Origin of the sequence: Zunongwangia sp. SCSIO 43204 (assembly GCF_019904275.1) — a bacterium.
GTDB classification, from domain to species: domain Bacteria; phylum Bacteroidota; class Bacteroidia; order Flavobacteriales; family Flavobacteriaceae; genus Zunongwangia; species Zunongwangia mangrovi.
On the sequence record NZ_CP063204.1, the window covers coordinates 886,449 to 912,132 of the forward strand.

The 25,684-nt window shown below is 37.1% G+C and carries 29 protein-coding genes; 13 read left to right on the plus strand and 16 right to left on the minus strand.

Features of this window, described 5'->3' with window-relative positions; translation table 11 throughout:
* Positions 1-64: 64 nt before the first annotated feature.
* The 4 genes from INR75_RS03955 (at position 65) to INR75_RS03970 (ending at position 2,393) form a co-directional block, all read left to right on the plus strand.
* Positions 65-514: a 6-carboxytetrahydropterin synthase gene (locus INR75_RS03955; protein ID WP_084842245.1), complete on the plus strand. Its 450-nt coding sequence runs from the start codon at positions 65-67 to the stop codon at positions 512-514.
* Positions 515-564: 50 nt separating this feature from the next.
* Complete coding sequence (locus INR75_RS03960; protein ID WP_255584635.1) at positions 565-942, plus strand: rhodanese-like domain-containing protein; 378 nt, start codon at positions 565-567, stop codon at positions 940-942.
* A gap of 49 nt (positions 943-991) precedes the next feature.
* Positions 992-1,753 carry a UDP-2,3-diacylglucosamine diphosphatase gene (locus tag INR75_RS03965; protein WP_223091844.1) on the plus strand — a complete coding sequence of 254 codons (762 nt, stop codon included), beginning with the start codon at positions 992-994 and terminating at the stop codon, positions 1,751-1,753.
* 196 nt (positions 1,754-1,949) lie between these two features.
* Complete coding sequence (locus INR75_RS03970; protein ID WP_223090860.1) at positions 1,950-2,393, plus strand: hypothetical protein; 444 nt, start codon at positions 1,950-1,952, stop codon at positions 2,391-2,393.
* Positions 2,394-2,684: 291 nt separating this feature from the next.
* Here INR75_RS03970 and INR75_RS03975 read toward each other — a convergent pair whose 3' ends face one another.
* The 3 genes from INR75_RS03975 to INR75_RS03985 all read right to left on the minus strand — a co-directional run bounded on the left by INR75_RS03975 (position 2,685) and on the right by INR75_RS03985 (position 5,584).
* Positions 2,685-3,047 (minus strand): hypothetical protein, encoded by a 363-nt coding sequence (locus INR75_RS03975; protein WP_223090861.1) that lies wholly within the window; start codon positions 3,045-3,047, stop codon positions 2,685-2,687.
* 405 nt (positions 3,048-3,452) lie between these two features.
* Entirely contained in the window at positions 3,453-5,153 is a 1,701-nt protein-coding gene (gene recJ / locus INR75_RS03980) for a single-stranded-DNA-specific exonuclease RecJ (RefSeq protein WP_223090862.1), read from the minus strand.
* A gap of 83 nt (positions 5,154-5,236) precedes the next feature.
* Positions 5,237-5,584 carry a HopJ type III effector protein gene (locus tag INR75_RS03985; protein ID WP_223090863.1) on the minus strand — a complete coding sequence of 116 codons (348 nt, stop codon included), beginning with the start codon at positions 5,582-5,584 and terminating at the stop codon, positions 5,237-5,239.
* Positions 5,585-5,661: 77 nt separating this feature from the next.
* Between INR75_RS03985 and ade the strand changes: the two genes are divergently transcribed.
* Positions 5,662-7,284 (plus strand): adenine deaminase, encoded by a 1,623-nt coding sequence (ade, locus tag INR75_RS03990; protein ID WP_223090864.1) that lies wholly within the window; start codon positions 5,662-5,664, stop codon positions 7,282-7,284.
* A gap of 47 nt (positions 7,285-7,331) precedes the next feature.
* Positions 7,332-7,796 carry a hypothetical protein gene (locus INR75_RS03995; RefSeq protein WP_223090865.1) on the plus strand — a complete coding sequence of 155 codons (465 nt, stop codon included), beginning with the start codon at positions 7,332-7,334 and terminating at the stop codon, positions 7,794-7,796.
* On the opposite strand, the gene INR75_RS04000 is transcribed toward INR75_RS03995, so the two are convergent.
* From INR75_RS04000 to INR75_RS04010, 3 genes are read right to left on the minus strand one after another with little or no spacing between them, the layout of a single operon-like run.
* Positions 7,791-8,360, minus strand: coding sequence for a uracil-DNA glycosylase family protein (locus tag INR75_RS04000; RefSeq protein ID WP_223090866.1), 570 nt, complete (start codon positions 8,358-8,360; stop codon positions 7,791-7,793). The two genes, INR75_RS03995 and INR75_RS04000, sit on opposite strands and share 6 nt — an antisense overlap.
* Positions 8,360-9,031 (minus strand): 16S rRNA (cytidine(1402)-2'-O)-methyltransferase, encoded by a 672-nt coding sequence (gene rsmI / locus INR75_RS04005; RefSeq protein ID WP_223090867.1) that lies wholly within the window; start codon positions 9,029-9,031, stop codon positions 8,360-8,362. Before rsmI ends, INR75_RS04000 begins: the two co-directional genes overlap by 1 nt.
* 5 nt (positions 9,032-9,036) lie before the next feature.
* Positions 9,037-10,101 (minus strand): hypothetical protein, encoded by a 1,065-nt coding sequence (locus tag INR75_RS04010; RefSeq protein ID WP_223090868.1) that lies wholly within the window; start codon positions 10,099-10,101, stop codon positions 9,037-9,039.
* Between the two features lie 102 nt (positions 10,102-10,203).
* Here INR75_RS04010 and INR75_RS04015 point away from each other — a divergent pair, with 102 nt between their 5' ends.
* From INR75_RS04015 to INR75_RS04040, 6 genes are all read left to right on the plus strand, one after another.
* Positions 10,204-10,851 carry a thymidine kinase gene (locus tag INR75_RS04015; protein WP_223090869.1) on the plus strand — a complete coding sequence of 216 codons (648 nt, stop codon included), beginning with the start codon at positions 10,204-10,206 and terminating at the stop codon, positions 10,849-10,851.
* Complete coding sequence (alr, locus tag INR75_RS04020) at positions 10,844-11,950, plus strand: alanine racemase (protein WP_223090870.1); 1,107 nt, start codon at positions 10,844-10,846, stop codon at positions 11,948-11,950. Before INR75_RS04015 ends, alr begins: the two co-directional genes overlap by 8 nt.
* Positions 11,951-12,008: 58 nt before the next feature.
* A complete protein-coding gene (gene mscL / locus INR75_RS04025; protein ID WP_304956789.1) occupies positions 12,009-12,446 on the plus strand; it encodes a large conductance mechanosensitive channel protein MscL in 438 nt (145 codons plus the stop codon).
* 248 nt (positions 12,447-12,694) lie between these two features.
* Positions 12,695-13,684 (plus strand): aspartate-semialdehyde dehydrogenase, encoded by a 990-nt coding sequence (locus tag INR75_RS04030; RefSeq protein ID WP_223090871.1) that lies wholly within the window; start codon positions 12,695-12,697, stop codon positions 13,682-13,684.
* Between the two features lie 95 nt (positions 13,685-13,779).
* Positions 13,780-15,948, plus strand: a complete 2,169-nt coding sequence (locus INR75_RS04035) for a prolyl oligopeptidase family protein (RefSeq protein ID WP_223090872.1) — start codon at positions 13,780-13,782, stop codon at positions 15,946-15,948.
* 273 nt (positions 15,949-16,221) lie between these two features.
* A complete protein-coding gene (locus INR75_RS04040) occupies positions 16,222-17,193 on the plus strand; it encodes an ABC transporter ATP-binding protein (protein WP_223090873.1) in 972 nt (323 codons plus the stop codon).
* On the opposite strand, the gene INR75_RS04045 is transcribed toward INR75_RS04040, so the two are convergent.
* The 9 genes from INR75_RS04045 to pdxA all read right to left on the minus strand — a co-directional run bounded on the left by INR75_RS04045 (position 17,194) and on the right by pdxA (position 24,614).
* A complete protein-coding gene (locus INR75_RS04045) occupies positions 17,194-17,643 on the minus strand; it encodes a transcription elongation factor (RefSeq protein WP_255584636.1) in 450 nt (149 codons plus the stop codon).
* Between the two features lie 10 nt (positions 17,644-17,653).
* The gene (gene mtgA, locus INR75_RS04050; protein WP_223090874.1) at positions 17,654-18,346 is read right to left on the minus strand and encodes a monofunctional biosynthetic peptidoglycan transglycosylase; all 693 of its coding nucleotides are present in this window, start codon (positions 18,344-18,346) and stop codon (positions 17,654-17,656) included.
* Entirely contained in the window at positions 18,343-19,458 is a 1,116-nt protein-coding gene (locus INR75_RS04055; RefSeq protein WP_223090875.1) for an FAD-binding oxidoreductase, read from the minus strand. Before INR75_RS04055 ends, mtgA begins: the two co-directional genes overlap by 4 nt.
* Positions 19,459-19,620: 162 nt before the next feature.
* Complete coding sequence (accC, locus tag INR75_RS04060) at positions 19,621-20,970, minus strand: acetyl-CoA carboxylase biotin carboxylase subunit (RefSeq protein WP_223090876.1); 1,350 nt, start codon at positions 20,968-20,970, stop codon at positions 19,621-19,623.
* Positions 20,971-21,022: 52 nt separating this feature from the next.
* Positions 21,023-21,529 (minus strand): acetyl-CoA carboxylase biotin carboxyl carrier protein, encoded by a 507-nt coding sequence (accB, locus tag INR75_RS04065; RefSeq protein ID WP_092539741.1) that lies wholly within the window; start codon positions 21,527-21,529, stop codon positions 21,023-21,025.
* Positions 21,530-21,546: 17 nt separating this feature from the next.
* Positions 21,547-22,542: a beta-ketoacyl-ACP synthase III gene (locus INR75_RS04070; RefSeq protein WP_223090877.1), complete on the minus strand. Its 996-nt coding sequence runs from the start codon at positions 22,540-22,542 to the stop codon at positions 21,547-21,549.
* 179 nt (positions 22,543-22,721) lie between these two features.
* A complete protein-coding gene (gene rpmF / locus INR75_RS04075) occupies positions 22,722-22,919 on the minus strand; it encodes a 50S ribosomal protein L32 (protein ID WP_084842267.1) in 198 nt (65 codons plus the stop codon).
* A gap of 13 nt (positions 22,920-22,932) precedes the next feature.
* Positions 22,933-23,472: a DUF177 domain-containing protein gene (locus INR75_RS04080; RefSeq protein WP_223090878.1), complete on the minus strand. Its 540-nt coding sequence runs from the start codon at positions 23,470-23,472 to the stop codon at positions 22,933-22,935.
* 95 nt (positions 23,473-23,567) lie between these two features.
* Positions 23,568-24,614, minus strand: coding sequence for a 4-hydroxythreonine-4-phosphate dehydrogenase PdxA (gene pdxA / locus INR75_RS04085; RefSeq protein WP_223090879.1), 1,047 nt, complete (start codon positions 24,612-24,614; stop codon positions 23,568-23,570).
* Between the two features lie 60 nt (positions 24,615-24,674).
* On the opposite strand from pdxA, the gene INR75_RS04090 reads away from it, so the two are divergent.
* Positions 24,675-25,262, plus strand: a complete 588-nt coding sequence (locus INR75_RS04090; RefSeq protein WP_223090880.1) for a riboflavin synthase — start codon at positions 24,675-24,677, stop codon at positions 25,260-25,262.
* On the opposite strand, the gene INR75_RS04095 is transcribed toward INR75_RS04090, so the two are convergent.
* The gene (locus tag INR75_RS04095; protein WP_223090881.1) at positions 25,254-25,475 is read right to left on the minus strand and encodes a hypothetical protein; all 222 of its coding nucleotides are present in this window, start codon (positions 25,473-25,475) and stop codon (positions 25,254-25,256) included. The two genes, INR75_RS04090 and INR75_RS04095, sit on opposite strands and share 9 nt — an antisense overlap.
* Positions 25,476-25,684 lie beyond the last annotated feature (209 nt).

The following is a 25,684-nucleotide window of genomic DNA, read 5'->3' on the forward strand; positions in this document are numbered from 1 at the left end:
TTATACAATTTCGGCCTAGATTTTAAGGGAATTAAAATATACACGGCACACATAAAATTTCGGTATGGCAAAGATTAGGATCACCAAGCAATTTTCTTTTGAAACAGGACACGCGCTTTACGGCTACGACGGTAAATGTCGCAATGTTCATGGCCATAGTTATAAACTTAGCGTGACCGTTATTGGAGAGCCTATCACAGATACTGAAAATGTAAAATATGGTATGGTGATCGATTTTGGCGACCTAAAAAAGATCGTAAAGTCTGAAATTGTAGACCAGTTTGATCATGCTACCGTTTTTAACCAAAACACGCCACACCTGGAGCTTGCTAAAGAATTGCAGGATCGTGGGCATCATGTAATTTTAGTGGATTATCAACCTACCAGTGAAAATATGGTAATCGATTTTGCTGAAAAAATAAATAAACATTTACCAGATCATATAAAACTGCATTCGTTAAAACTTCAGGAAACTGAAACCAGTTTTGCCGAATGGTACGCCAGCGATAACTAAGATTATCGATTTTTAGACCATATTTTCATTTCTAAAAGCATCAATTAAAAGTGAATCCAACTGTTCTTACCATTATTCTCGTTGTACTTTTGGGCTCTTATTTTGTGCTGAAAAATTTCAAAAATAGTAAAACAGATCATTCGCTAAAGGGAAAGAATATTAGTCAGTTTCAAATCCTAGATGTACGTACTCCCAAAGAATTTAGGCAGGGACATATTAAAAATGCTATTAACTTTCCGCTTGGCGATATCAATTCAGAAAATCTAAAAAAGCTGGATAAAGAGCTTAATTATATTACCTATTGTGCACACGGATTGCGTAGCATAAAAGCCAGTAAGATCTTAAAAGAAAATAATTTTAAGGTCACCAATGGCGGCTCGATTAAAGATCTTCAGAAATTAATGGCGTATTCAGAAAAAAGAAACTAATCGCGCTTTGCAAGTTTCTGTTAACTTTGCAAAAGTTAAGCAACGACCAATGACCATTCCCGAAGGAAAGAAAGTATATTTTAGCAGTGATAATCACCTGGGCGCTCCTACAAAAGAGGCTAGTAACCCCAGAGAAGCGATATTTGTTAAGTGGCTGAATGAGATTAAACACGATGCCGCTGCGATCTTTTTACTAGGCGATCTTTTCGACTTTTGGTTTGAATATAAACATGCCGTTCCAAAAGGCTTTGTTAGAGTGATGGGAAAACTGGCCGAACTTAAAGACAGCGGAATTCCTATTTACTTTTTCGTCGGAAATCACGATCTATGGATGGAGAATTATTTTGAAGAAGAACTGAATATTCCCACGTATCGCCGTCCGCAGGAATTCGAATTTAACGGAAAGAACTTTTTAATTGGTCATGGTGATGGATTAGGTCCCGGAGATCACGGCTATAAGCGAATGAAAAAAGTTTTTACCAATCCTTTCGCAAAATGGCTTTACCGTTGGCTTCATCCCGATCTCGGGATTCCTTTAGCGCAATATTTTTCAGTTAAAAACAAACTGATTTCTGGCGACGAAGATGCAAAGTTTTTAGGTGAAGACAACGAATGGTTAATCCAGTACTGCAAACGAAAACTGGAAACTAAACATTACGATTTTTTTCTTTTTGGTCACCGCCATTTACCTATGGAAATTAAGCTGAAAGAAAATTCTAAATACATCAACACCGGCGATTGGATTACGCATTATACTTATGCCGAATTTGACGGAAAAGATTTACACTTGAAAAATTTAAAGGAGCAGTAAGTAATCTCAGTTGGCAGTTGGCAGTTGGCAGTTTTCAGGAAAAAATTAGCGATGGGCTTTGAGCTATTAGCTTTCGGCTTTTAGTTTGATAAATGTTGGTAAAATTTGTTATCTCTCCAATTCAGCTAGCCTAAAAATATTACCTACGCGAAAGCAACCTGAAGTAGATTTCGGTATCTTTAAAAAAAAGATAAGTATGTCTGCTTTAAAATTAGCTTCGTTATTATTTTTTATTTTTCTATTTTCTGGATGTTCCAGTGACGATGCCGAGGTAGTTATTGAGAACCTGTCTTATGAAATTATTTTTGAGAGCCAGCTAAGCTATTCCAGAGGAGAAAAAATACCTAAACAATATAAGGTTTTTACAGATCGGGAAGACTGGTTAGACTTTATTCCGACTATTGCAGAGGTAAATCCAGATCGAGCAGAAAACTTACAAAAAATAGATTTCGATTTTACCAATGCGAATTTAATTATCGTAATTGGTAAATTTTATAATTCCTGCTGCACTAAGATCACGATAAATCAGGTTTATAAAAGAAGTGATAATATCATCGTAGATTTTGAAGAAAGTGAACCTGGAGTTGCAGCTGCTTTGAGTCAGACTTATTTATTACTAAAGACTCAGAAGCAGAATTAGCAGTCTCAGTTGGCAGTTTTCAAGAAACAATTAGCGATGGGCTATGAGGCATTAGCGTTTAGCTTGAAAGTTTTAAAATTTTAGGTCGAAACTATCAAATCTTGGATATTATTCTTTTAAAATCTGAATTCTGACTAAGATTCACTTCTCGATACAATTGCTCCTAAACTCACAATCACTCGAAGTGACAGGTTTCTCAATTCAAAATTCAACATTTTACATCCAAAGTAATTTCCGCTTCTTAATTCTCTAGTCTAGGCTCTAAAATCTAACATCTAATTGCAAAGCAGTTTAATTTTTAGATTCGAATTCTAAGTAATAATGAAGTCTCATTTTGAAAATCGTGCCCTCCACCAGATCGCAGATCTCGTTTAATTCGAAAGCATTTACAGCAAAATCCATTTTTTGAAGAGGAGATTTAAGCAAAATATTGCGTTCACAAATCTCTGAACTAATACATCGAGAACAGTTAGGATTACGATGTTTAGCAATCTGAATATTTTCTGAAAAGACTACTACTTCTTCCGGTAGCAGATAGAACCCCATATCTTTAAAAACAAGTTGAACTCGGTTTTCATCGGTATTCGCTATTCCGTTTTTCCATTTAAAAGATATTCCGGTCTCGTTGTGGTAAATAACATCTACATCTTCCATACTTCGGTTTTAAGCAGGTTTCTTTCAAAGATAATAATATTATTTAAAATGAGTCTAAATTAAGAAGAGTTTAGAGTTGACGGTCGACATAGGTTTTAGTCATTAGCTTTAGCTATCATCATGATTTTAACTTCTGTTTAGTAAAAGACTGTCATCTCGCCCGGCAGGGTCGAAATGACGACTTTTTAGCTATAGCTTATTAATCTGAATTGCTCAAATTTAAGCTTGGAAATATCGAATCTTGGACATTATTCTTTTATAATTCTGAATTCTACTAAGATCCACTTCTCGATACAATTGCTCATAGATTCGCAATCACTCGAAGTGACAGGTTTTTACATTCAAAATCTAACCTAAAAAACGTCTATTTTCTAATTTCTAACAGCGAAGCGATCTAAAATCTAACTACTCTTTGATATCCTTAAATCTTAGCTGTAAAGAAACATTTCCGTTCCATTCGTTTTCGTCTATAGAATATACGGCACTAAAGCTTTTTTTATCTTTTATAATATCCAGTTTCTCGCCAAGATTAAAGCCAATGACATTAAAAGAAGATTTGTTTTCAAGCTGTGTAACTCGGCACTTTAAATGAGTTTCTTCTTTACCCACACATTTCCCGAAACCAGAATCGGTTAAATTTCGAGACATAAAAACGGGAGACATATTTCCCGGGCCAAAAGGAGCAAATTGCTTCAGGATTCGCCAAAATTTAGGCGTAATTTCATCTAATTCCAGTTCAGCATCAATACTAATTTCCGGAGTTAGTAATTTCCTGTCGATGGTTTCAGTAACAACTTCTTCGAACTTCCTTTTAAAATTTTCATATTCTTCTTCTTTAATCGTTAATCCTGCTGCATACATATGCCCGCCAAATTGTTCGATATGATCCTGGCAGGCTTCCAAAGCATTATACACATCAAAACCTTTTACAGATCTTGCCGAAGCTGCCAGTTTATCGCCGCTCTTCGTAAAAACTAAAGTCGGGCGATAATAAGTTTCTGTCAACCGGCTAGCCACAATTCCAATTACTCCTTTATGCCAGTGATCGGCATAAACAACAGTACTTAACCGCTCCTGCTCTTTTAATTCTTCAATTTGCACCAAAGCTTCAGCGGTTATCGATTTATCGGCATCTTTTCGGCTGGCGTTGTGATGTTCAATTTCAGAAGCGAATTGCTGTGCTTGTTCCTCATTTTCTTCCGTAAGTAACTCAACCGCATGCAAACCATGCTTCATTCTTCCAGCGGCATTTATTCGTGGAGCAATAACAAAAACAACGTCAGTGATAGTGATGGTTTCTTTTTTAAGCTGACTCAATATCGCTTTAAATCCCTGGCGTGGTGCTACATTGATCACATGCAAACCATGATAGGCTAAAATTCGGTTTTCCCCAGTAATAGGGACAATATCGGCACCAATGGCAGTCGCTACCAAATCTAAATAAGGCAACAAGACTTCGATGGTATCACCTCGTTTTTCAGCCAACGCCTGAATCAATTTAAAACCTACACCGCAACCACATAATTCTTTATAAGGATATTCGCAATCTTCCCGTTTTGGATCTAGAACGGCAACAGCTTCAGGAATATTAGCTCCCGGGCGGTGGTGATCGCAAATCACAAAATCGATTCCTTTTTCCTTGGCGTAAGCTACTTTATCGATGGCTTTAATTCCGCAGTCTAAAGCAATGATCAGACTAATATCATTATCGGCCGCAAAATCGATTCCCTGATAAGAAACTCCGTATCCCTCGTTATATCGATCTGGAATATAAGTTGCGACATTTGGATAGCGGGTTTTTAGGTAGGACGACATCAAGGCCACGCTAGTGGTTCCATCTACATCATAATCGCCATAAACCATAATATTTTCTTCAACAGCCAAGGCTTTTTCGATTCTGGCTACGGCCTTATCCATATCTTTCATCAAATATGGATCGTGAAGATCTTTAAGATTTGGCCTAAAAAACTTCTTGGCTTCCTCGAAAGTCGATATATCACGTTGCGCTAAAAGTTTCGCAATAGGTTTTTCTACGCCCAAAGATTGCATTAAAGAATGTACAATTTCGGGATCGGGATTTGGTTTAATGGTCCAGCGGGTATTCATCTACATTTATCTTCTTTACACACAAAAATTACCTAAAAATCAATACAATTCAGGAAATACTATCGACTTAAATTACGAAGAAATTACTTTACAGGCTGCAAAGCTTCAGAATCAAAAGCGATTCCGCTCCAGCCGGTTTTCATAAAGTTTCGGATATTCTGGTGACTATCACCTTCAGGATCATTTAAAACACCTTCAAAATAATGCTCTGCGAAAAGCGCTAAAGTTGTCTCCTCATTTAGTTCTTTTAGTAAACCTAAAGCAAAAATTTTGCAGCTTCCGTTGTTGGTGCCGGCTTCGTTATAAATTTCTCCGTTCTTAAAAGAGGCTGGCGAAAATTGATAATATTCGTCGATCAAAGCCATAGTTTGCTTAAAATCTGCCGATTTTGGATTGGATTTTACCTGTTCTAAATAGTCTTGAAGTGTCATGATCTTATGTTTATAAAGTCGCTAAAATATAAGTTCCCAATTTAATTTGTTACTTTCAACATCCAATAAATTTACAAATGAAGATCGTAAAAGGGCAACTGGTTGATATCGAGAACCAACGGATTTTTTCTGCGGAAATTCACATCGAAAATAAAAAGATCGTCGAAATTAAAGAATCTCAGCATAACGAAAAGCAATTTCTTATGCCCGGCTTTATCGATGCGCATATTCATATAGAAAGTTCGATGCTTGTACCTTCAGAATTTGCTCGTGTAGCCAGTATTCACGGTACAGTGGGCACGGTTTCAGATCCGCATGAAATTGCTAATGTTCTTGGTATCGATGGTGTAAATTTTATGATAGAAAATGGTAAAAAAGTCCCTTTAAAATTTCATTTTGGAGCTCCAAGTTGTGTGCCGGCGACCACTTTTGAAACTGCCGGAGCGGTTATCGATGCTGAAGCGATTAAAGAACTAATGCAATCTCCAGATATTTTTTATCTGGCAGAAATGATGAATTATCCCGGAGTTTTACATGAGGATGCTGAAGTACTCGAAAAAATAAAATGGACGCAACATTTTAAAAAACCAGTAGATGGTCACGCACCAGGTCTTCGCGGAAAAGATGCTGAGAAATATGCAAAAGCAGGTATTAGTACAGATCACGAATGTTTTACGTACGATGAAGCGAAAGAAAAGTTAGACCTGGGGATGAAAGTGATCGTTAGAGAAGGCAGCGCTGCTAAAAACTTTGAAGCGCTTATCGCTCTTTTACCCGATCATTATCAAAATATGATGTTTTGTTCAGACGACAAGCATCCAGACGATCTGGTTTTAGGACATATTAATCAGCTTTGTGAACGTGCGGTTGCCAAAGGAATGGATGTTTTTAAAGTTTTGCAGGCGGCATGTATAAACCCGGTTAAACATTATAATTTGAATATTGGTTTGCTGAAAGAAGGTGATGCAGCCGATTTTATTTTGGTTGAAAATCTGACCGATTTTAAAGTTCTGGCGACTTATATCGACGGAGAAATTGTTGCTGAAAATGGCCAATCTCATATCCCTTCAGTCGAATTTGAAACACCCAATAATTTTAATATTTCTGAAAAGTCTCCTGAAGATTTTAAACTTGAAGCCTCGACAGATCTGGTTAGAGTGATCGAAGCTTTGGATGGCGAATTAATTTCTAACGAGATCGAAGCCAAAGCTGTTTTAAAAAATGGTTCACTTTCATCGAATATCGACCAGGATATTTTAAAGATTTCAGTAGTGAATCGATATGAAGACAAAGCGCCTTCCATAGCATTTATAAAAAATTTCGGACTCAAAAAAGGAGCGATCGCCAGCTCGGTTGGGCACGATTCTCATAATATTATCGCCGTAGGTACCAGCGACGAAGAAATTTGCAATGCCGTAAACCTCATCATCAAAAACAAAGGAGGAATTTGTACGGTACACAACGAAAATAAAAAATCTTTACCACTGCCTGTGGCGGGAATTATAAGTGATAAAGATGCCTGGGAAACCGGAAAATTATATCAGGAAATCGATAAAATGGCCAAAGAATTAGGAAGTACTTTAAAAGCACCATTTATGACCTTGTCGTTTATGGCTTTATTAGTGATCCCAGACCTAAAATTATCTGATAAAGGCCTGTTTAGCGGCAAAAAATTTGAGTTCGTCAATATCTTAAAATAAACGCGCAACCTTTTCTAGCTTTTCGCATCTATCTGGAAAACAACATCATGAAAAAATTAAGCTTTCTCCTGCTGATGTTTTCGGTATTATCATTTTCTTCTTGTGAAGATGATCACGAAGACGACATTATTTGTTGCACCATTTATGATTACGAAATTCTTATTCTGCCTGAAAATGCTGATGGTGAAAATCTAATTGAAACCGGTGCGATCACTACTGAAAATGTAGAACTTTATTATCAGAATGACGGAAATTGGATATCTTCCAATAATATTGCTTTCGTTGAAGATTCAGAAGGGCAAGATATATTACGAATTTTTGCGAGTGATAAGCTCGATGAAAACGATCGATCTGAAACCCGACTGGTAATCGACGGCGTTGAAGAATTTTTAACTACTGAATTTAATACTGAAAATGGTGCGATTATCACCAAAATCTGGCTAAATGAGGAAGTTGTTTTTGATACCAGTTCAGAAAATGAAAATGGGAATTTAATCGAAATCACCTTATAAGATCTTCCTGACCAGTTGCTGAACTTCAGGAATCATTTTTTCCTCGAACCAGGGATTCTTTATTCGCCAAAATCGGTTTACAGGTGACGGATGTGGCAGCGGTAAAAATTCGGGTAGAAAATCATCGAAATTCGATACTTTTTCGGTTAAATTTTTATGCTTCGATTTTGGTAAATAATAGCTGGAAGCATACGAACCGATCAAGATCTTAAGCTTTACATTTTCTAATTTTTCAAAAACCTGATGATGCCAAAGTGGGGCACATTCTTTTCTTGGCGGCAAATCTCCGGTTTTCGCTTTCCCGGGATAACAAAAACCCATTGGTAAAATGGCAAAATTGGCTGGATCGTAAAAGGTTTCATCATCTACATCCAGCCATTCTCTTAATTTCTTACCACTTTGATCTTTCCAGGCAATTCCAGACTCATGTACAACCCTACCCGGCGCCTGACTAATCAAAATGATCTTTGAATCTTTTACAGCTTCGATAATTGGGCGTGGCCCTAAGGGTAAATGCTCCCGGCAAACATCGCAAGCGCGTATTTCCTTAAGCAGATCCTGCATTATTTATTTCCGGCTACAATGATTACAATTTCCCCTTTTGGTGGTTTTTGCGTATAATGTTTTAAAACTTCTTCTGCAGTACCTCTTATGGTTTCTTCGTGAAGTTTAGTGATCTCTCGCGATACCGAAACCTGCCTATCGGCACCAAAATATTCGGTGAAATGGGTAAGCGTTTTTATAAGTTTATGTGGCGATTCGTAGAAGATCATGGTTCGGTTTTCTTCTGCCAGTAATTTTAATCGTGTTTGGCGTCCTTTTTTAACCGGTAAGAAACCTTCAAAAACAAATTTATCATTAGGCAACCCACTATTTACCAAAGCCGGTATGAAAGCGGTTGCTCCAGGTAAACAATCTACTTCTACTCCGGCTTCTACGCAGGCCCGTGTTAATAAAAATCCAGGATCTGAAATTGCCGGTGTCCCCGCATCGCTTATTAGAGCAAAAGTTTCGCCAGCCTGCATTCTTCCCACTAACTGATCTACCGTTTTATGCTCGTTATGCATGTGATGGCTAATCATTTGGGTTGTAATATCAAAATGCTTCAGAAGTTTACCGCTGTTACGTGTATCTTCAGCAAGAATCAAATCGGCTTCCTTTAGAACCTTTATGGCTCTAAAAGTGATATCTTCAAGATTACCTATTGGAGTGGGAACCAAAAAAAGTTTTCCCATAAATGTTATTGAAATTTATTAGCGATAACTTCTACAAATCGATCTTCGTACTGCTCTTTTCCTTCCCAGTTGTTATAATCTGGTTTTACCACTAACTGAATGAATTTATAAGCTTCACTAAAATCGCTAAAGGTGTTTAACTGCGAAAGCACACGATTATAATCTGATGCATTTCCGGCAAATAAATGTTTTATATAGGCCAGACGATCGTTTAGCCCAATGCTGATTCCGCTTTTTAAGCGATCGTTTACAGAACGTGGTCGTTGTTCGTTTGGGCGATTATTTAGAGGCTCAAAATCTGGAAGATTATCATAATCTACCCCTATTTGTCTAAAATCTTTACCAGGCTTTTCTTCCGGCTTAGTTGATTCTTCGGTTTCTACGGGTTTGTTCTCCTCTTTTGGTTGTTCTGGCTCTGTTGTTGGTTCTGGATCCTTCTTAGCTTCTGGTTCTGCCTCCGGCTCAGTTTTTTTCGGCTCAAAGATTGGTGGCTCAGCAAAATGCTCTTCAGGAATCTCTGGTGATTTTATCGTTTCCGGCTCGGCAGATTCTGGTTCTTCAGATTTTGGCTCTTCTGGTTGCTCGGGCGCAGGTTTTTGTTTGGTTTGCTGTGGCCAGCTTTGTTCTGGCTTTTCCAGTTCAGGCTTCACTTTAGACCAGTCTTCATTAAGCGCATCCATTAATCGATCTAAACCTTCTGTTTCTGGTGGCATTTGCGCCACGATATCTTTAATCTTTTCAGTATTAGGTTCGGTTATCGCATCACTATCATTAAACTCGGTTCCATCTGGCACGTAGTATTTACCTTCTTTATAGGTTGTTTGCGATTGCGTTCTGGAAGGCTGCGGTTTAGAAGGTGCGTAAGTATCTTCGGCATAACTAACAGCTTGCAAGGCTGGTTTTGCTTCTGGCTTTTCTTCTTCTAAATTAGCGTATGTAAATTGTAATATGGTAAGTTTTTCATAAAGAACTTTAGCCTCTTGCTTTAGCTGATCGATTTGCTTCTCTGCATCCCCATCTAATATCTTTTGCGCCAGCTTTTTCAATTCAGCTTCTATCGTCTTCTTCATAACTTTAATGATTAGCCCTGTGTACAGGGTTGGATTTTTAATAAATTTGTTCCACCTTTATACAAAAGAGGTTATTTCCCATTTCGATCTGAAAATTACAAAATGTTTCTCGAAAATACAGTAAATCACGAAGAGCAATTTGGCTGGATAGAGGTTATTTGCGGTAGTATGTTCTCTGGAAAGACTGAGGAACTTATACGTCGCCTTAAACGAGCTCAATTTGCCAAACAAAATGTAGAAATCTTTAAACCGGCTATCGATACGCGATATGACGAAGAAATGGTCGTTTCTCACGATTCTAACGAGATTAGATCCACACCAGTACCATCTGCTTCTAATATTCGACTATTAGCCGATGGTTGTGATGTGGTTGGCATTGATGAAGCGCAGTTTTTTGATGATGAGATCGTAAGGGTTTGTAATGATCTTGCCAACAGGGGAATTCGTGTTGTTGTAGCAGGTTTGGATATGGATTTTAAAGGAAATCCTTTTGGCCCTATGCCTAATCTTATGGCAACGGCAGAATATGTAACTAAAGTACATGCGGTTTGCACCCGTACGGGAAATCTTGCCCAGTATAGTTATCGAAAAGCAGTAAGCGATGATCTGGTTTTTCTTGGGGAGACCGAAGAATACGAACCTTTAAGCAGGGCTGCATATTATAAAGCAATGAACCAAGAGAAAGTTAGACGAATGAATGTGAATGATGCCGAGGTGATAAAGCCTAACTTAAAAGAAAAAAATGCCTAAAGCACAGGAAACTGTTCTAGAAATAGACCTAACTTCTTTAGAACATAATTACCGGTATTTACGTTCTAAAATTGCTACTTCTACTAAAATGATGGCGGTAGTAAAAGCTTTTGCTTACGGAAGCGACTCGGTTGCCATTGCATCAAGATTAGAGAATTCTGGCATCGATTATTTTGCGGTAGCTTATACCCAGGAAGGTGTGAGCTTAAGAACAGGTGGCATTCAAAAACCAGTGATGGTATTGCATCCGCAAACGCATAACTTCCAATTAGTGATCGATAATTGCCTTACGCCAAGTCTGTACAGCAAACATATTTTAACCGAATTTATTAAAACTGCTGAAGAACTAAAGCTACTGGATTATCCAGTGCACATTAATATTAATACTGGCTTAAATCGCTTAGGTTTTTCGGTTGAAGAAATTGATGATGTTATTTCGATTTTCAGGAAAACTTCAGCAATAAAACTGGTAGGAATCTATTCTCATCTAGGCGCCAGTGAAGACCTTAATGAAAAAGAATTTAGCCATTCACAAATAGAGAAATTCAAGCGAACTTCAGAAAAGATCATTGCAGCTTTTGATCATAAGATCTTACGCCACCTATGTAATACCTCTGGAATCTTAAATTATCCTGAAGCTGCTTTCGATATGGTGCGCACAGGAATAGGACTTTATGGCTACGGTAACTCTGCCGAACAGGATAAGATGCTAAAACCTGTAGGCACGTTAAAAACTATTATCTCACAAATTCACCATATTAAAGCTGAAGAAAGTGTTGGATATAATCGTGGTTTTGTTGCTAAAAGAGATACCATAACCGCAACTTTACCTATTGGCCATGCCGATGGAATAAGCAGACTTTACGGAAAGCAAAAAACGGCTGTCTTAATTGCCGGGAAAGAAGCCCCAATTATAGGAAATGTATGTATGGATATGTTGATGGTAGATGTTACAGATATAGATTGTAAAGAAGGTGACGAAGTAATTATTTTTGGTAAGGAAAGAAGCGCTGAAAAATTTGCAAATAAAGCTGGTACGATCTCCTACGAGCTTATTACCTCTATCTCCCAGAGAGTTAAAAGACTTATAATTGATTAAAAATCTATTCGATTTTTATGTAATATTATAAATTCTATTAACCATCAAATCCTTTTTTATGAGTTTGTATTCAGAATTTAAGAAGTTTATAATGAAAGGTGATATTGTGGCTTTAGCTACTGCTGTAGTTATTGGCGCTGCCTTTAAGACCATCATAGACTCTGTTGTAAAAGATGTTATTACCCCAATTATCGGGGTGCTTACCGGCGGAACCGATTTTACAAGAAAATTTATTGCTTTAAATGGCGAATCTTACGCCAGCCTGGCAGAAGCACAAGAAGCTAAAGCCGCAGTAATTACTTATGGTAATCTAATTCAGGCCATTATCAATTTTCTAATTGTCGCATTATTTATATTTTTGTTCTTAAGAGCATACGAAAAGACAAAGAAAAAAGAAGATCCAAAACCTGTTGCAGCTCCAAAAGGGCCAACTCAAGAGGAACTCCTAGCCCAAATAAGGGACGAATTGAAGAAACAAAATGGTTCTGCGACATAACATCGTAGCGCTTTAAAAATACGTGCACCGCTATACTGCACATTCTAAGTAGCAATATGTATAATTAAACCCCTCTAATACAGAGGGGTCTTTTTTTAACAAATATCACAAATACGTTTAAAAAGATAATTTTATCTCAAAAAAAGAAGTTATAAGATCGATAGATCCTAACAGGTATAATACATTTGTAACGAAACTTAATTTAAAATTCTAAAACCATCTGCCAAAGCAGATAAAATTAATTAATAATGAAAGTAGCAGTTGTTGGCGCTACCGGAATGGTAGGGCAGGTTATGTTAAAAGTACTAGCCGAAAGAGATTTTCCTATAACCGAATTATTACCGGTTGCATCAGAAAAATCGGTTGGAAAGAAAGTAACTTATAAGGATAAAGAATATACTATTATTAGCCTTGCTGATGCTGTTGCTGCCAAACCAGAGATCGCTATTTTTTCTGCCGGTGGAGGAACTTCTTTAGAATGGGCTCCAAAATTTGCTGAAAATGGAACTACGGTTGTAGATAATTCTTCAGCATGGAGAATGGATCCTACCAAAAAACTGGTAATCCCAGAAATTAACGCTTCAGAATTAACAAAGGAAGACAAGATTATCGCTAATCCTAACTGTTCTACGATTCAGTTATTAATGGCTTTAAAACCACTTCATGACAAATACACTATAAAACGTGCGATAGTTTCTACGTACCAATCGATCACCGGCACCGGAGTTAAAGCGGTACAGCAGTTAGAAAACGAATACGAAGAAAAAGAAGGAGAAATGGCTTATCCATACCCAATTCACCGTAATGCTCTACCACATTGTGATGTTTTTCAGGATAATGGATATACCAAAGAAGAAATGAAACTGACTAACGAAACGAAAAAGATCTTAGGAGACGATTCAGTTTCAGTAACCGCTACAGCAATTCGTATTCCGGTTGTTGGTGGACACAGTGAATCTGTGAACCTGGAGTTTGTAAATGATTTTGAAGAAAGTGATGTTCGTAAAATTTTAAACGATTTCCCTGGTGTTACCGTTCAGGACAATCCAGATACTAATACCTACCCAATGCCAATTTATGCTGAAGGTAAAAATGATGTGTTTGTAGGAAGAATTCGTCGTGATTATTCACAGCCAAATTCACTAAACCTTTGGGTGGTGGCAGATAACTTAAGAAAAGGAGCTGCAACGAACGCTGTTCAAATCGCAGAATACTTAATGGAAAACAAACTGGTTTAAGTTTATTTTCCTTTCAGAATATATTTACGAGGTTGTTGTTTTCAGCAACCTCGTTTTTTATTTATAAATTTAAGCTCTCCTTAAAACCTCACACGATGAAAAAAATGATCATAGGAGTCTTTACCCTTGCCGCGCTGGCTTCCTGTAAAGATTCTGAAGAAACAAAAAAAGAAAAAGACACAGCTTTGAATTTAAACTATCCCGAAACCAAAAAGGTAGATACCGTAACCGATTATTTTGGCACTAAAGTTAAAGATCCTTACCGCTGGTTAGAAGACGATCGTAGTGCTGAAACCGAAGAATGGGTAAAGGCTGAAAACAAAGTTACTTTTGGATATTTAGATAAGATCCCTTTTAAAGAAGACTTAAAAAAACGTCTTTCTGAAATATGGAATTACGAGAAAATAGGTGCGCCTTACAAAGAGGGAGATTACACTTATTTCTCTAAAAACGACGGTTTACAAAACCAATATGTGATCTATCGCCGTAAAAATGAAAATGATGAGGCTGAATTATTTTTAGATCCAAATAAATTTAGCGAAGACGGAACCACTTCTTTAAGCGGATTAAGTTTTTCTGAAAACGGAAAAATGGCCGCTTATAGTATTTCTGAAGGTGGTAGCGATTGGAGAAAAGTGATCGTTTTAGATGCTGAAACTAAAGAAGTTACAGAAGATACGTTGAAAGATATCAAATTCAGTGGTATTTCCTGGAAAGGTAACGAAGGTTTCTATTATTCTAGCTACGAAAAACCTGAAGGAAGCGAACTTTCAGCAAAAACAGATCAACATCGTTTATTCTATCACAAAATTGGTACGCCACAATCTGAAGATAAAATGATCTTTGGAGGCACACCAGAGCAAAAGCATCGTTATGTAGGTGGTAGCGTAAGTGAAGACAATAAATATTTGTTTATCTCTGCCCGAAATTCGACATCTGGAGGGAAACTTTTTATGATGGATCTCACCCAAAATAATCCTGAATTAAAAACGATTATCGGCAACGAAGACACTGATACTTATGTGATCGAAAACGAAGGAAGCAAACTTTATATCGTTACTAATCTTGATGCCCCAAACCAACGAATTGTAACCGTAGATGCTGCAAATCCATCTCCAGAAAACTGGAAAGATTTTATTCCAGAAACCGAAAATGTACTTAGTCCATCTACTGGTGGCGGTTATTTCTTTACAGAATATATGGTAGATGCTGTTTCGCAGGTAAAACAATACGATTACGACGGGAAACTGGTTCGTGAAATCGAATTACCGGGATTAGGCTCAGCCGGTGGTTTTGGCGCAAAAAAAGACGCTGATACTCTGTATTATTCGTTTACAAATTACGTGACTCCGGGTACTATTTATAAATATGATATCGAAGAAGGAACTTCTGAAGTTTACAATAAACCAAACATCAACTTTAACCCAGAGGATTACGAAAGTCGACAGGTTTTCTATAAATCTAAAGACGGTACAAAAATCCCAATGATCATTACCGCTAAAAAAGGAATTGAGCTTGATGGTAAAAACCCAACAATTTTATACGGTTACGGCGGATTCAACATTAGTTTAACGCCATCTTTTAGCACCGCAAATGCGGTTTGGTTAGAGCAAGGCGGAGTATATGCCGTTCCAAACCTACGTGGTGGTGGCGAGTATGGTCGCGCATGGCATGATGCGGGTACTAAAATGCAAAAGCAAAATGTATTTGACGATTTTATCGCTGCAGCCGAATATTTAATTGAAAATAAATATACATCTAAAGACTATTTAGCGATTAGAGGTGGTTCTAATGGCGGATTATTAGTTGGTGCAACAATGACGCAACGACCAGATCTAATGAAGGTAGCTTTGCCTGCAGTAGGCGTTATGGACATGTTACGTTACCATACTTTTACAGCCGGAGCAGGTTGGGCGTATGACTACGGAACTTCTAAAGATAGTAAAGAGATGTTTAACTATATCTACGATTATTCGCCGGTTCACAATGTAAAAAAAGGAACCGAATATCCTGCAACTTTAGTGACTACAGGAGATCATGATGATCGTGTGGTGCCTGCGCATTCTTTTAAGTTTGCAGCCGAGTTACAGGAAAAACAAGCTGGTGATGCACCTGTGCTTATTAGAATTGAAACCAAAGCCGGTCACGGTGCCGGGAAACCAACCAGCATGATCATTGAAGAATATGCTGATATTTTTGGTTTCACTTTATACAATATGGGCTTTGAAAAGCTCCCAAGTGAAAATACAGAATTGAAGGATTAGATTATGAATCACAATAAAGTAAGTCATCCTGAACCTGCCCGGCCAGCAGGCGGGCTTGATTCAGGATCTCATCATGCTTTTAAAATTCAATAAATGATTCTGTGCCTCCCGATAGCTATCGGGACGGAATGACAGAAATCTTACTTGCCCAAAAAGCAATAAGAATTAAAAAAATATCCCGCCAGGTTTAATATTCGATAAAATCTGGCGGGTTTTTTATTTCCAAAACTTTCAAATTTGGGTATCTTCAACCTTCCTAAAACGACACCAATTATGCTGAAGTTAGAAAACGTATCCTTTGCTTACGAGAATGAAGAACAGGTTTTAGATAATATCAATTTAACCGCAAATCGTGGTGAAAACATCTCGATTATCGGGGAAAGTGGTTGCGGAAAAAGTACTTTACTTCAGCTTATTTATGGATTACTGCATACCGATGGGAAAATCTTTTGGGGAGAAGAAGAATTACTTGGCCCTAAGTTTAATTTGGTGCCCGGTGAAGATTTTATTAAATACCTGGCGCAGGATTTTGATCTTATGCTTCCGCTAAGTGTTGCGGATAATGTAGGGAAATACCTTAGCAACATGTATCCCGTAAAGAAGAAAAAAAGGATTCAGGAATTATTGGAAGTGGTAGAAATGGAAGATATGGCCGATAAAAAAACCAAACTTTTAAGTGGTGGCCAACAGCAACGTGTAGCACTTGCTCGTGCCCTCGCTAAAGAACCAGAAATGGTATTGCTGGACGAACCATTTAGCCATATTGATCATTTCAGAAAAAATAATCTGCGACGTAAAGTTTTTAAATATCTAAAAGAGCAAAATATTACCTGTATAATCGCCACACACGATATTACCGACGCGCTATCATTTGCCGATACCACTATGGTTTTAAAAGATCATAAAATCTATGCAAAAGCAAGTCCTGAAGAATTATATAATAATCCGCCAAACAAGTATGTTGCCTCTTTGTTTGGCGATGTTAATGAAGTGATGCTAAAAGATATCGTTCAGGAAGAGACCTCTAGCAAAAAGATCATTCTTTATCCTGAAGAACTAAAAGTGAGCCGAAAATCACCAATTAAAGCCACTGTGATCGACTCATATTTTAAAGGAAATAATTATTTAATTGAAGCCGATCTTAACGGAAAAACCGTTTTTGCTGAACATCGCTCGGCTATCCCTAGCGGTGCTCCCGTATATTTTGTGATCTCAAAACCACTAATCGAGAAGCGTAAGAAATAATTATTCAACACTTAAAATTTTATTTTTAATCCCGTTGAATTCAAATTCCTCAGCTTCAGTCTTTCCCATTAACAATCTTGCAACTGGTGAGTTCGCACCAACAGCGTAATAAACCTCGTGGTCTAACTCCATTTTACCTGCAGGAATACTAATAAAATAATTTGAAGCCGAAGTCTTAACCAGGCAACCTAATTGCGCATGTTTAGAGGCTTCTCTGTTTTTTGCTAATGTCAATGTATCTTTCTGTTGTTTAAATTCTTTTAATTGATTGGATAATTTGTTCCATTCTTCGCTCATCATTTCACGGCTGGTTTCATATTTATCACCCGCACTGCTTTTTCCCTCATTTTCCATATCCTCTTCAATGCTTTTTAAGGATTTTAAAATACGCTGAATGCGAGATTCAACATATTCCTCACACATGGTATATAAATGTTCTTTTGTCGTCAAAATCTAGGTATTATTCTTTTATTTTTCTTGTTTTATCTAAGTCGAATTCTCCGTAATATTTCATCTGCTGGGTGATCCAACTTTTTCGCTGACCTATGTAATTACTGGCAGGATTCGCTCTGTATTCTCGCGGATTTGGTAAAATTGCAGCAATTGCCGCAGCATCATTTGGACTTAAATTTACAGCATCTTTCCCGAACCAGCTTTTTGCAGCGGCCTGCGCCCCGTAAACACCTTTCCCCATTTCGATACTATTTAAGTAAACTTCGAGAATGCGTTCTTTGCTCCATAATAGTTCCATCAAAAATGTAAAATAAGCTTCAAGGCCTTTACGCACATAGTTCCTGCCGGGCCATAAAAAAGCATTTTTTGCAGTTTGTTGCGAAATGGTACTGGCACCGCGTACTCGCTTTCCTTTTTTGTTATTTTCTATGGCTTTCTGAATGGCTTCAATATCAAAACCGCTATGATTTTCAAAATTCTGATCTTCGCTACAAATTACTGCCAGCTGTAGGTTTTTCGAAATTTCTTCTATCGGCACCCAATCATGTTTTATTTCTTCGTCTGGATGCTCGAAATATCGAATTGCCATTAAGGGCGTAAATGGTAAATGAAGCCATTTGAAAATAAGCACCAGGAAAAAGGTAATTAGAAAGAACCACCCTATAAGTTTTGCTATAAATCGAAGTATTTTTTTTATCATTCGCTAATTTTTGCCAGTTCTTTTCCTATCAAACTTCCTATGGCGATTCCCATTCCGCCTAATTTTACACCATAAAAAACATTAGCCGATAATCGACCAATTTCAGGTTTTTTATTTTTGCCCATTCCCATAATTCCGCTCCATCGCTGGTCGATCTCGAATTCCTGATTGGGCAAAATCGTTGCTTTCAACAGCTCTTCTAATTTTTGCTGAATCACTTCTGTTTGCCCAAATTGGGTTGTTTCTTCTCCTTTTACATCTAAATTTCTTCCACCTCCAAATAAAATTCTATTATTAATATTTCTGAAATAATAAAATCCCCTTTCTAAATGAAACGTTCCCTTGATCTGAAGGTTTTCGATAGGCTTTGTCACCAAAACCTGAGCTCTTGCCGGCTTTACTTCACTAATCCCAAATTTAGAAGCAAAACCATTTGTGGCAATAAATAACTTTCTACATTCCAACTCGAAATTCGATGTTTTAACGATCACTTTATTGCCCAAATCTTCAAAATTTTGGACGGCAATATTATTCAAAATTCGGATACCCTTTTTATAAATTTTTCGCAATAATTCACTCATCATCTTCCCGGTATCGATCTGTGATTCAAACGGACTAAAAATGAGTTTTTCAGTAATATTTTTAAAGCCGAAATTATTTTCAGAAAGCATAAAACAGTCGGTTTCAAAAACTTCCTGAAGCAATTGGTTAATATGGGGCATTTCAGCAAGACATTTTTCAAAAAGCGCTTTGTCTTTTTCTAAGAATATCTCGTAACCACCATGATTTTTAAATCCAATTTCTTCATCGCCTAAATTCTTCCGAAGTAACTTTAATCCGTTTAATCGTTTCTGAATTAAAGCGACAACCTCTTCTTCTGGTAATGTTATTAGATCTTCTAATATCTCAGAAAGGCTTCCAAAACAGGCAAAACCGGCATTTTTTGTACTGGCTCCCTCTGGTAAAAGTCCTTTTTCAAGAATTAGAATATTAGAGCCCGGATAATCTTTATGCAGTTGAAGTGCACAATTTAAACCTGTAATACCGCTCCCCACGATTACAAAATCGACATCAGACAGCCAGCTTTTTTGCTCCCAATACGAAAAATTCATCCTTAAAATTTATAATCTGAAATTACATAAAGTTTTATAATTTCAGCAGTAATTCAAGCAAAGTGACTAAAATTTCTGAATAGATTAAGAAAGTCCCTGAAACATGGTCACAAAAAAAGCCTCGTAAAAACGAGGCTTAATTTTATAGAAAATCGATATTGATTATTCTTCCGGTGCATTCATTTTAAAATCGTCCATAAATGCGGTGGTGTAATTACCAGCAACATATCTTGGATCGTCCATCAACTGGCGATGGAAGGGAATCGTAGTTTTAATTCCTTCGATAATAAATTCATCCAAAGCGCGCTTCATTTTATTGATCGCTTCTTCACGGGTTTGTGCCGTGGTGATCAATTTAGCGATCATCGAATCGTAGTGCGGCGGAATTATATATCCACTATACACATGGGTATCGATACGAACTCCGTGACCTCCCGGTGCGTGAAGATTTTCGATTCTTCCCGGTGATGGCCTAAAGTTATTATAAGGATCTTCAGCATTAATACGACATTCGATAGAATGTAATTGTGGTTCGTAGTTTTTTCCTGAAATTGGAATTCCTGCTGCCACTAAAATCTGCTCACGAATAAGATCGTAATCGATAACCTGCTCTGTAATTGGATGCTCTACCTGGATACGAGTATTCATTTCCATAAAGTAGAACTTACGATGTTTATCAACTAAGAACTCTACTGTACCAGCACCTTCATATTTAATGAATTCTGCTGCTTTTACTGCGGCTTCTCCCATTTGCTTACGCAACTTTGGCGTCATGAATGGAGAAGGAGTTTCCTCGGTTAATTTTTGATGGCGACGTTGTACTGAACAGTCTCTTTCTGAAAGGTGACAGGCTTTACCTGTTTGATCACCAATAACCTGAATTTCGATATGGCGAGGCTCTTCAATAAGCTTCTCCATATACATCCCGTCGTTTCCAAAAGCGGCACCGGCTTCCTGACGTGCAGAATCCCAGGCTGCCTGAAGATTTTCTTCTTTCCAAACAGCACGCATTCCTTTACCACCACCACCGGCGGTAGCTTTAAGCATTACAGGAAAACCTATTTCTTTAGCTAATTTTTGGCACTCTTCGAAATCTTCTAAGATCCCTTCAGATCCAGGAACACAAGGGACACCAGCAGCTTTCATCGTTGCTTTTGCAGTCGCCTTATCCCCCATTTTGCTAATCATTTCTGCAGAGGCACCGATAAATTTAATATCATGCTCTTCACAGATCTTGGAGAATTTAGCATTTTCTGAAAGGAAACCGTATCCCGGGTGAATAGCATCAGCATTAGTTATTTCTGCTGCCGATATGATATTCGCGATCTTTAAATAAGACAAATTACTTTGAGGAGGACCTATACATACTGCTTCATCTGCAAATCTTACATGAAGACTTTCTGCATCTGCAGTAGAATAAACCGCCACCGTTTTTATCCCCATCTCTTTACAAGTACGGATAATACGCATTGCGATCTCTCCCCTATTGGCAATTAATATTTTTTTAAACATACCTGTGGTTTTTATTTACAGAGAAAAATCTCTGTACAAAAATTGGCAAGAATTAAGAAGGGTCTACTAAGAATAAAGGCTGATCAAATTCTACCGGAGACGAATCGTCTACCAATACTTTTACGATCTTACCAGAAACTTCACTTTCGATCTCGTTGAAAAGTTTCATTGCCTCTATCACACACAGAACATCTCCTTCTTTAATAGCATCACCTACTTCTGCAAATACAGGTTTATCTGGTGAAGGTTTACGGTAAAAAGTTCCTATGATAGGAGATTTTACAGTAACATATTTAGAGTCATCTTCAGCTGGTTTAGCCTCTTCCTTTGCTGGGGCAGCACTTTCTTGTGGTGCAGCAGCAGGAGCAGGTGCTTGTGGTTGTACCGGCATTTGCGGTTGTACCTGTCCACCCATTGGCACTTGTTGCACAACTGTGGTTTCTTTTTCGTCTGAGCCTGTTCTAATCGTGATCTTCACATCACCGGTCTCCAGTTTTACCTCACTGGCACCAGACTTGGCAACAAACTTTATTAAATTCTGAATTTCTTTTAAATCCATAATAATAAGGGTGTTATTTAAGAATTATAAGCCCATTTTAGATACGTAGCTCCCCAAGTGAAACCACCTCCAAATGAAGCAAATATTAGATTATCTCCTTTTTTAAATTTCTTCTCGTAATCACTAAGTAATAAAGGTAAAGTTGCAGAAGTTGTATTACCATATCTCTCGATATTCATTAATACTTTTTCGTCTTCTACTCCCATTCTACTGGCCGTCGCACCGATAATTCTTTTATTTGCCTGATGAGCGATTAACCAATCTACATCTTCGTTAGTTAAATTATTACGCTCCATGATTTGAGCACTTACACCAGACATATTAGAAACAGCATATTTAAATACTGTTTTCCCATCTTGCTTTACGTAATGTAATTTTTTCGCTATAGTTTCTTCTGAAGGCGGTAAAAGAGAGCCTCCTGCTTCGATTCTTAAAGAATCTCTACCAATAGAATCGCTTCGTAAAATCTCGTCCTGAAGACCGTAACCCTCTTCATTTGGTTCCATTAAAACCGCACCGGCACCATCTCCAAAAATTATACAGGTTGTACGATCTGTATAATCAATAATAGAAGACATTTTATCTGCTCCTATCACTAAAACTTTTTTGTATCGACCAGATTCTATATAGGCAGCACCTGTAGACATTGCATATAAAAATCCAGAACAAGCAGCTTGTAAATCGTAAGAAAAAGCATTAATAGCTCCAATTTCTGAAGCTACGTGAACTCCTGTTGCTGCTACTGGCATATCTGGTGTTGCAGAAGCAAGAATCACCATATCGATCTCTTTAGGATCGAGACCAGTTTTATTAATAAGGTCCTTAGCTGCCTGAATCCCTAAATATGAAGTTCCTTTATTGGGATCTTTTAAAATTCTTCTTTCCTTAATTCCAGTTCTGGTAGTAATCCATTCGTCATTGGTTTCTACCATCTCCTCCAACATTTTGTTGGTCAACACATCTTCTGGCACATAGCCACCTACAGCTGTTATGGCTGCTGTGATTTTATTCATAGAATTGAATTTATACACCTTGTTTGCAGCTGGTTAGTGTACAAACAATTTGAGAAATGTACTAAAATTTCTGTAAACAGGGGTGCAAATTAAGGTCTTTTTGGGACTTAATCAACTAAAAACAAAAAACTCCCACGTTGTGAGAGTTTCTATATATTTTTTTGAAGCCCTAATCAAAATTAAGCTTCTATTTCTTCAGTGTTATCAATTAACACCTGACCACGGTAATATAATTTACCTTCGTGCCAGTGAGCTCTGTGATATAAATGCGCCTCACCAGTTGTAGGATCTGTACCAATTTGCGGTGCAGTTGCTTTGTAATGAGTTCTTCTCTTATCCCTTCTGGTTTTAGATATCTTTCTCTTTGGATGTGCCATGGCTTACTATTATTTAATCGTTTAGTAAATTTTTTAATTTATCCCATCGGGGATCTATATCGTCCCCATCTTTCTTTTCTTTATTCTTATTGCCTAAGCTTAGTTCTTCCAGTTTATCCAATACGTCAGATTTTAACGTTCCGTCTTCTACTCCAGGATGAACTTTCTTTGCTGGTACTGCAAGTACAATAAGTTCGTAAATATATTGTTGTACGTTAATTTCAAACTCTCCATGGGGAATAATCAGTAAATCTTCATTGTCGTCGTTAAACTCTTCCCCAAACTTAATAACCAAATACAAACTGCTTTCTATTGGCTGATCGTATGGTTCGTTTGTGATATCACAATTTACATTTACCGTTCCAGAAGCCTCAAAAGTTAGCTCCATCATGGTAGTTTTCTTTTCGAATAACAGGTCGATCTTTACATCTACACTATTAAACTCTTCGTACTCAAAATGCTCAAAGAACTCATTGTCAATCTCGTACTCAAACTGGTGCTTCCCAAGCTTTAACCCCACAAAAGGGATCGTATAGGCTTTCATTTTCCTCATTTCCTCCTCAGTTTTGAGTTTTCGCCCTTTTACAAAGGCGGCTGCAAAGATAAAAAATTAAATTAACTAAAAGCTTTTTATAAACAATTTTTTGTTTATATCTTTTTACCCTGTTTTTTTAACGGATTCTCTGTAAGTTTTTTATACTCTTCTCTGCATTTAAATATATCAATTGCCTTAAACACAGCTTCTTTAAAAGAATTAATATCTGCAGAGTTTGTTCCGGCAATTTCAAACGCCGTACCATGATCTGGAGAAGTTCTAACCTTACTTAAGCCAGCTGTAAAATTCACTCCGTTTCCAAAAGACAAGGTTTTAAATGGTATTAATCCCTGGTCGTGATACGAGGCGATCACAGCGTCAAAATTTTTGTAATTCTTAGAACCAAAGAAACTATCTGCTGAAAATGGACCAAAAACCAACTCACCACTCTCACGTATTTCATTAAGCGTAGGTTTCAGAATTTCTTCGTCTTCCTTCCCAATTACACCATTATCACCACTATGAGGATTTATCCCTAAAACCGCAATTTTTGGTTTCTGAATTCTGAAATCCTGTCTTAAAGTATGCTGAATAATCGCTATTTTCTTTTTAATTAAGTCGGGCGTGATTACGCTGGCGATATCCTTTAAAGCAACATGATCTGTAAATAATCCTACTTTTAGATTATCGGTAATCATAAACATGAGACTTTCGCCTCTTAATTGCTGCGCTAAATAATCGGTATGTCCTGGGAAATTAAATTTATCAGACTGAATAGTGTGCTTATTGATCGGTGCAGTTACCAAAGCATCGATATCATCTTTCTTTAAAGCTTCAGTTGCAGCTTCTAAAGATTTAAAGGCGTATGCACCAACTTTTGGATCTTCCTCTCCAAAATTGATCGTTACACTTTCTTTCCAAACATTAACGATATTTACCTTACCATCTATAGCATGTTCGGCACTATCGACACCCTGAAAGTTAATTGCAAGCTTATATCTTTTCTTTAAAAATGTAATGATCTTCGTAGATGCAAAAATAACAGGAGTACAAAAGTCCAACATTCTGGAATCGTCAAAAGTCTTTAGTACGATCTCGCTCCCAATACCATTTAAATCTCCAATACTAATTCCTACTTTTATCTTTTTAGGATGTTTCATACTTCCTTCGAATATATATTTTACTTTTACATAACAAATGTAACCAATATTATAGAATCCATGTTCACCGGTATCGTAGAAGAGGTAGGAAAAATAAAGAATCTTATAAAAGAAGGTACTAATCTTCATATCGAAGTTGAGGCCAAAATGACACCCGAACTTAAAATTGACCAGAGTGTTTCGCATAATGGTGTTTGCTTAACTGTTGTTTCCATAAAAGAGCACAGCTATATGGTTACTGCAATTCAGGAAACTTTAAACAAAACCAATTTAGAGAGTCTTTCTATAGGTGATCTTGTGAATCTTGAAAGAGGAATGAAACTTGGTGATCGCCTCGACGGGCATATAGTACAGGGACATGTAGATCAAACTGCAAAATGTATTGATATTAAGGACATTGATGGTAGTTGGGAATTCACTTTTGAATATGATCCTAAATTGAATAATATCACTATTGAAAAAGGCTCTGTAACAATAAGTGGCGTAAGTCTTACCGTGGTTAATTCTGAACGCAATTCATTTTCTGTTGCGATCATTCCTTATACGTTTGAAAACACCATTTTTAAGAAAATTGAAAAAGGAACTATAGTAAACCTTGAGTTTGATGTAATAGGGAAATATGTAAAGAGAATTACCGAATTATCTTAAAAGTCTGTTTCTGAAATAATAAGCTCCAATAAAAACACCTATCAAAATTAAAATCCAGATATGATCATTTATTGGTAATCCTGGTGGTACTGGTGGCGGTGGGGCATTTGCAGAAGACATTACTGGCGGCGGCAGCTCTTCTTTTTGTGCAAAAACTGAATAGTTCAAAGAACTGAAAATAAATAAAGTAAATATTAAAAATCTCTTCTTCATAAAGCTATTCCTACAACGCAATTTAATTCGAAATGAGATAATATAAAACTACACTTCAATAAATTAACGTAAATCCCACCTTAAGGTTTTATTTTGTGCAAAAATATCTAATATCAACGATTTAGACGTATTTTTTCGTCCAATGCTCAATATTTATCGCCTAAAACAAACTATTTCGATTTCGTATGACATTCTTAAGCTGGTAGTCG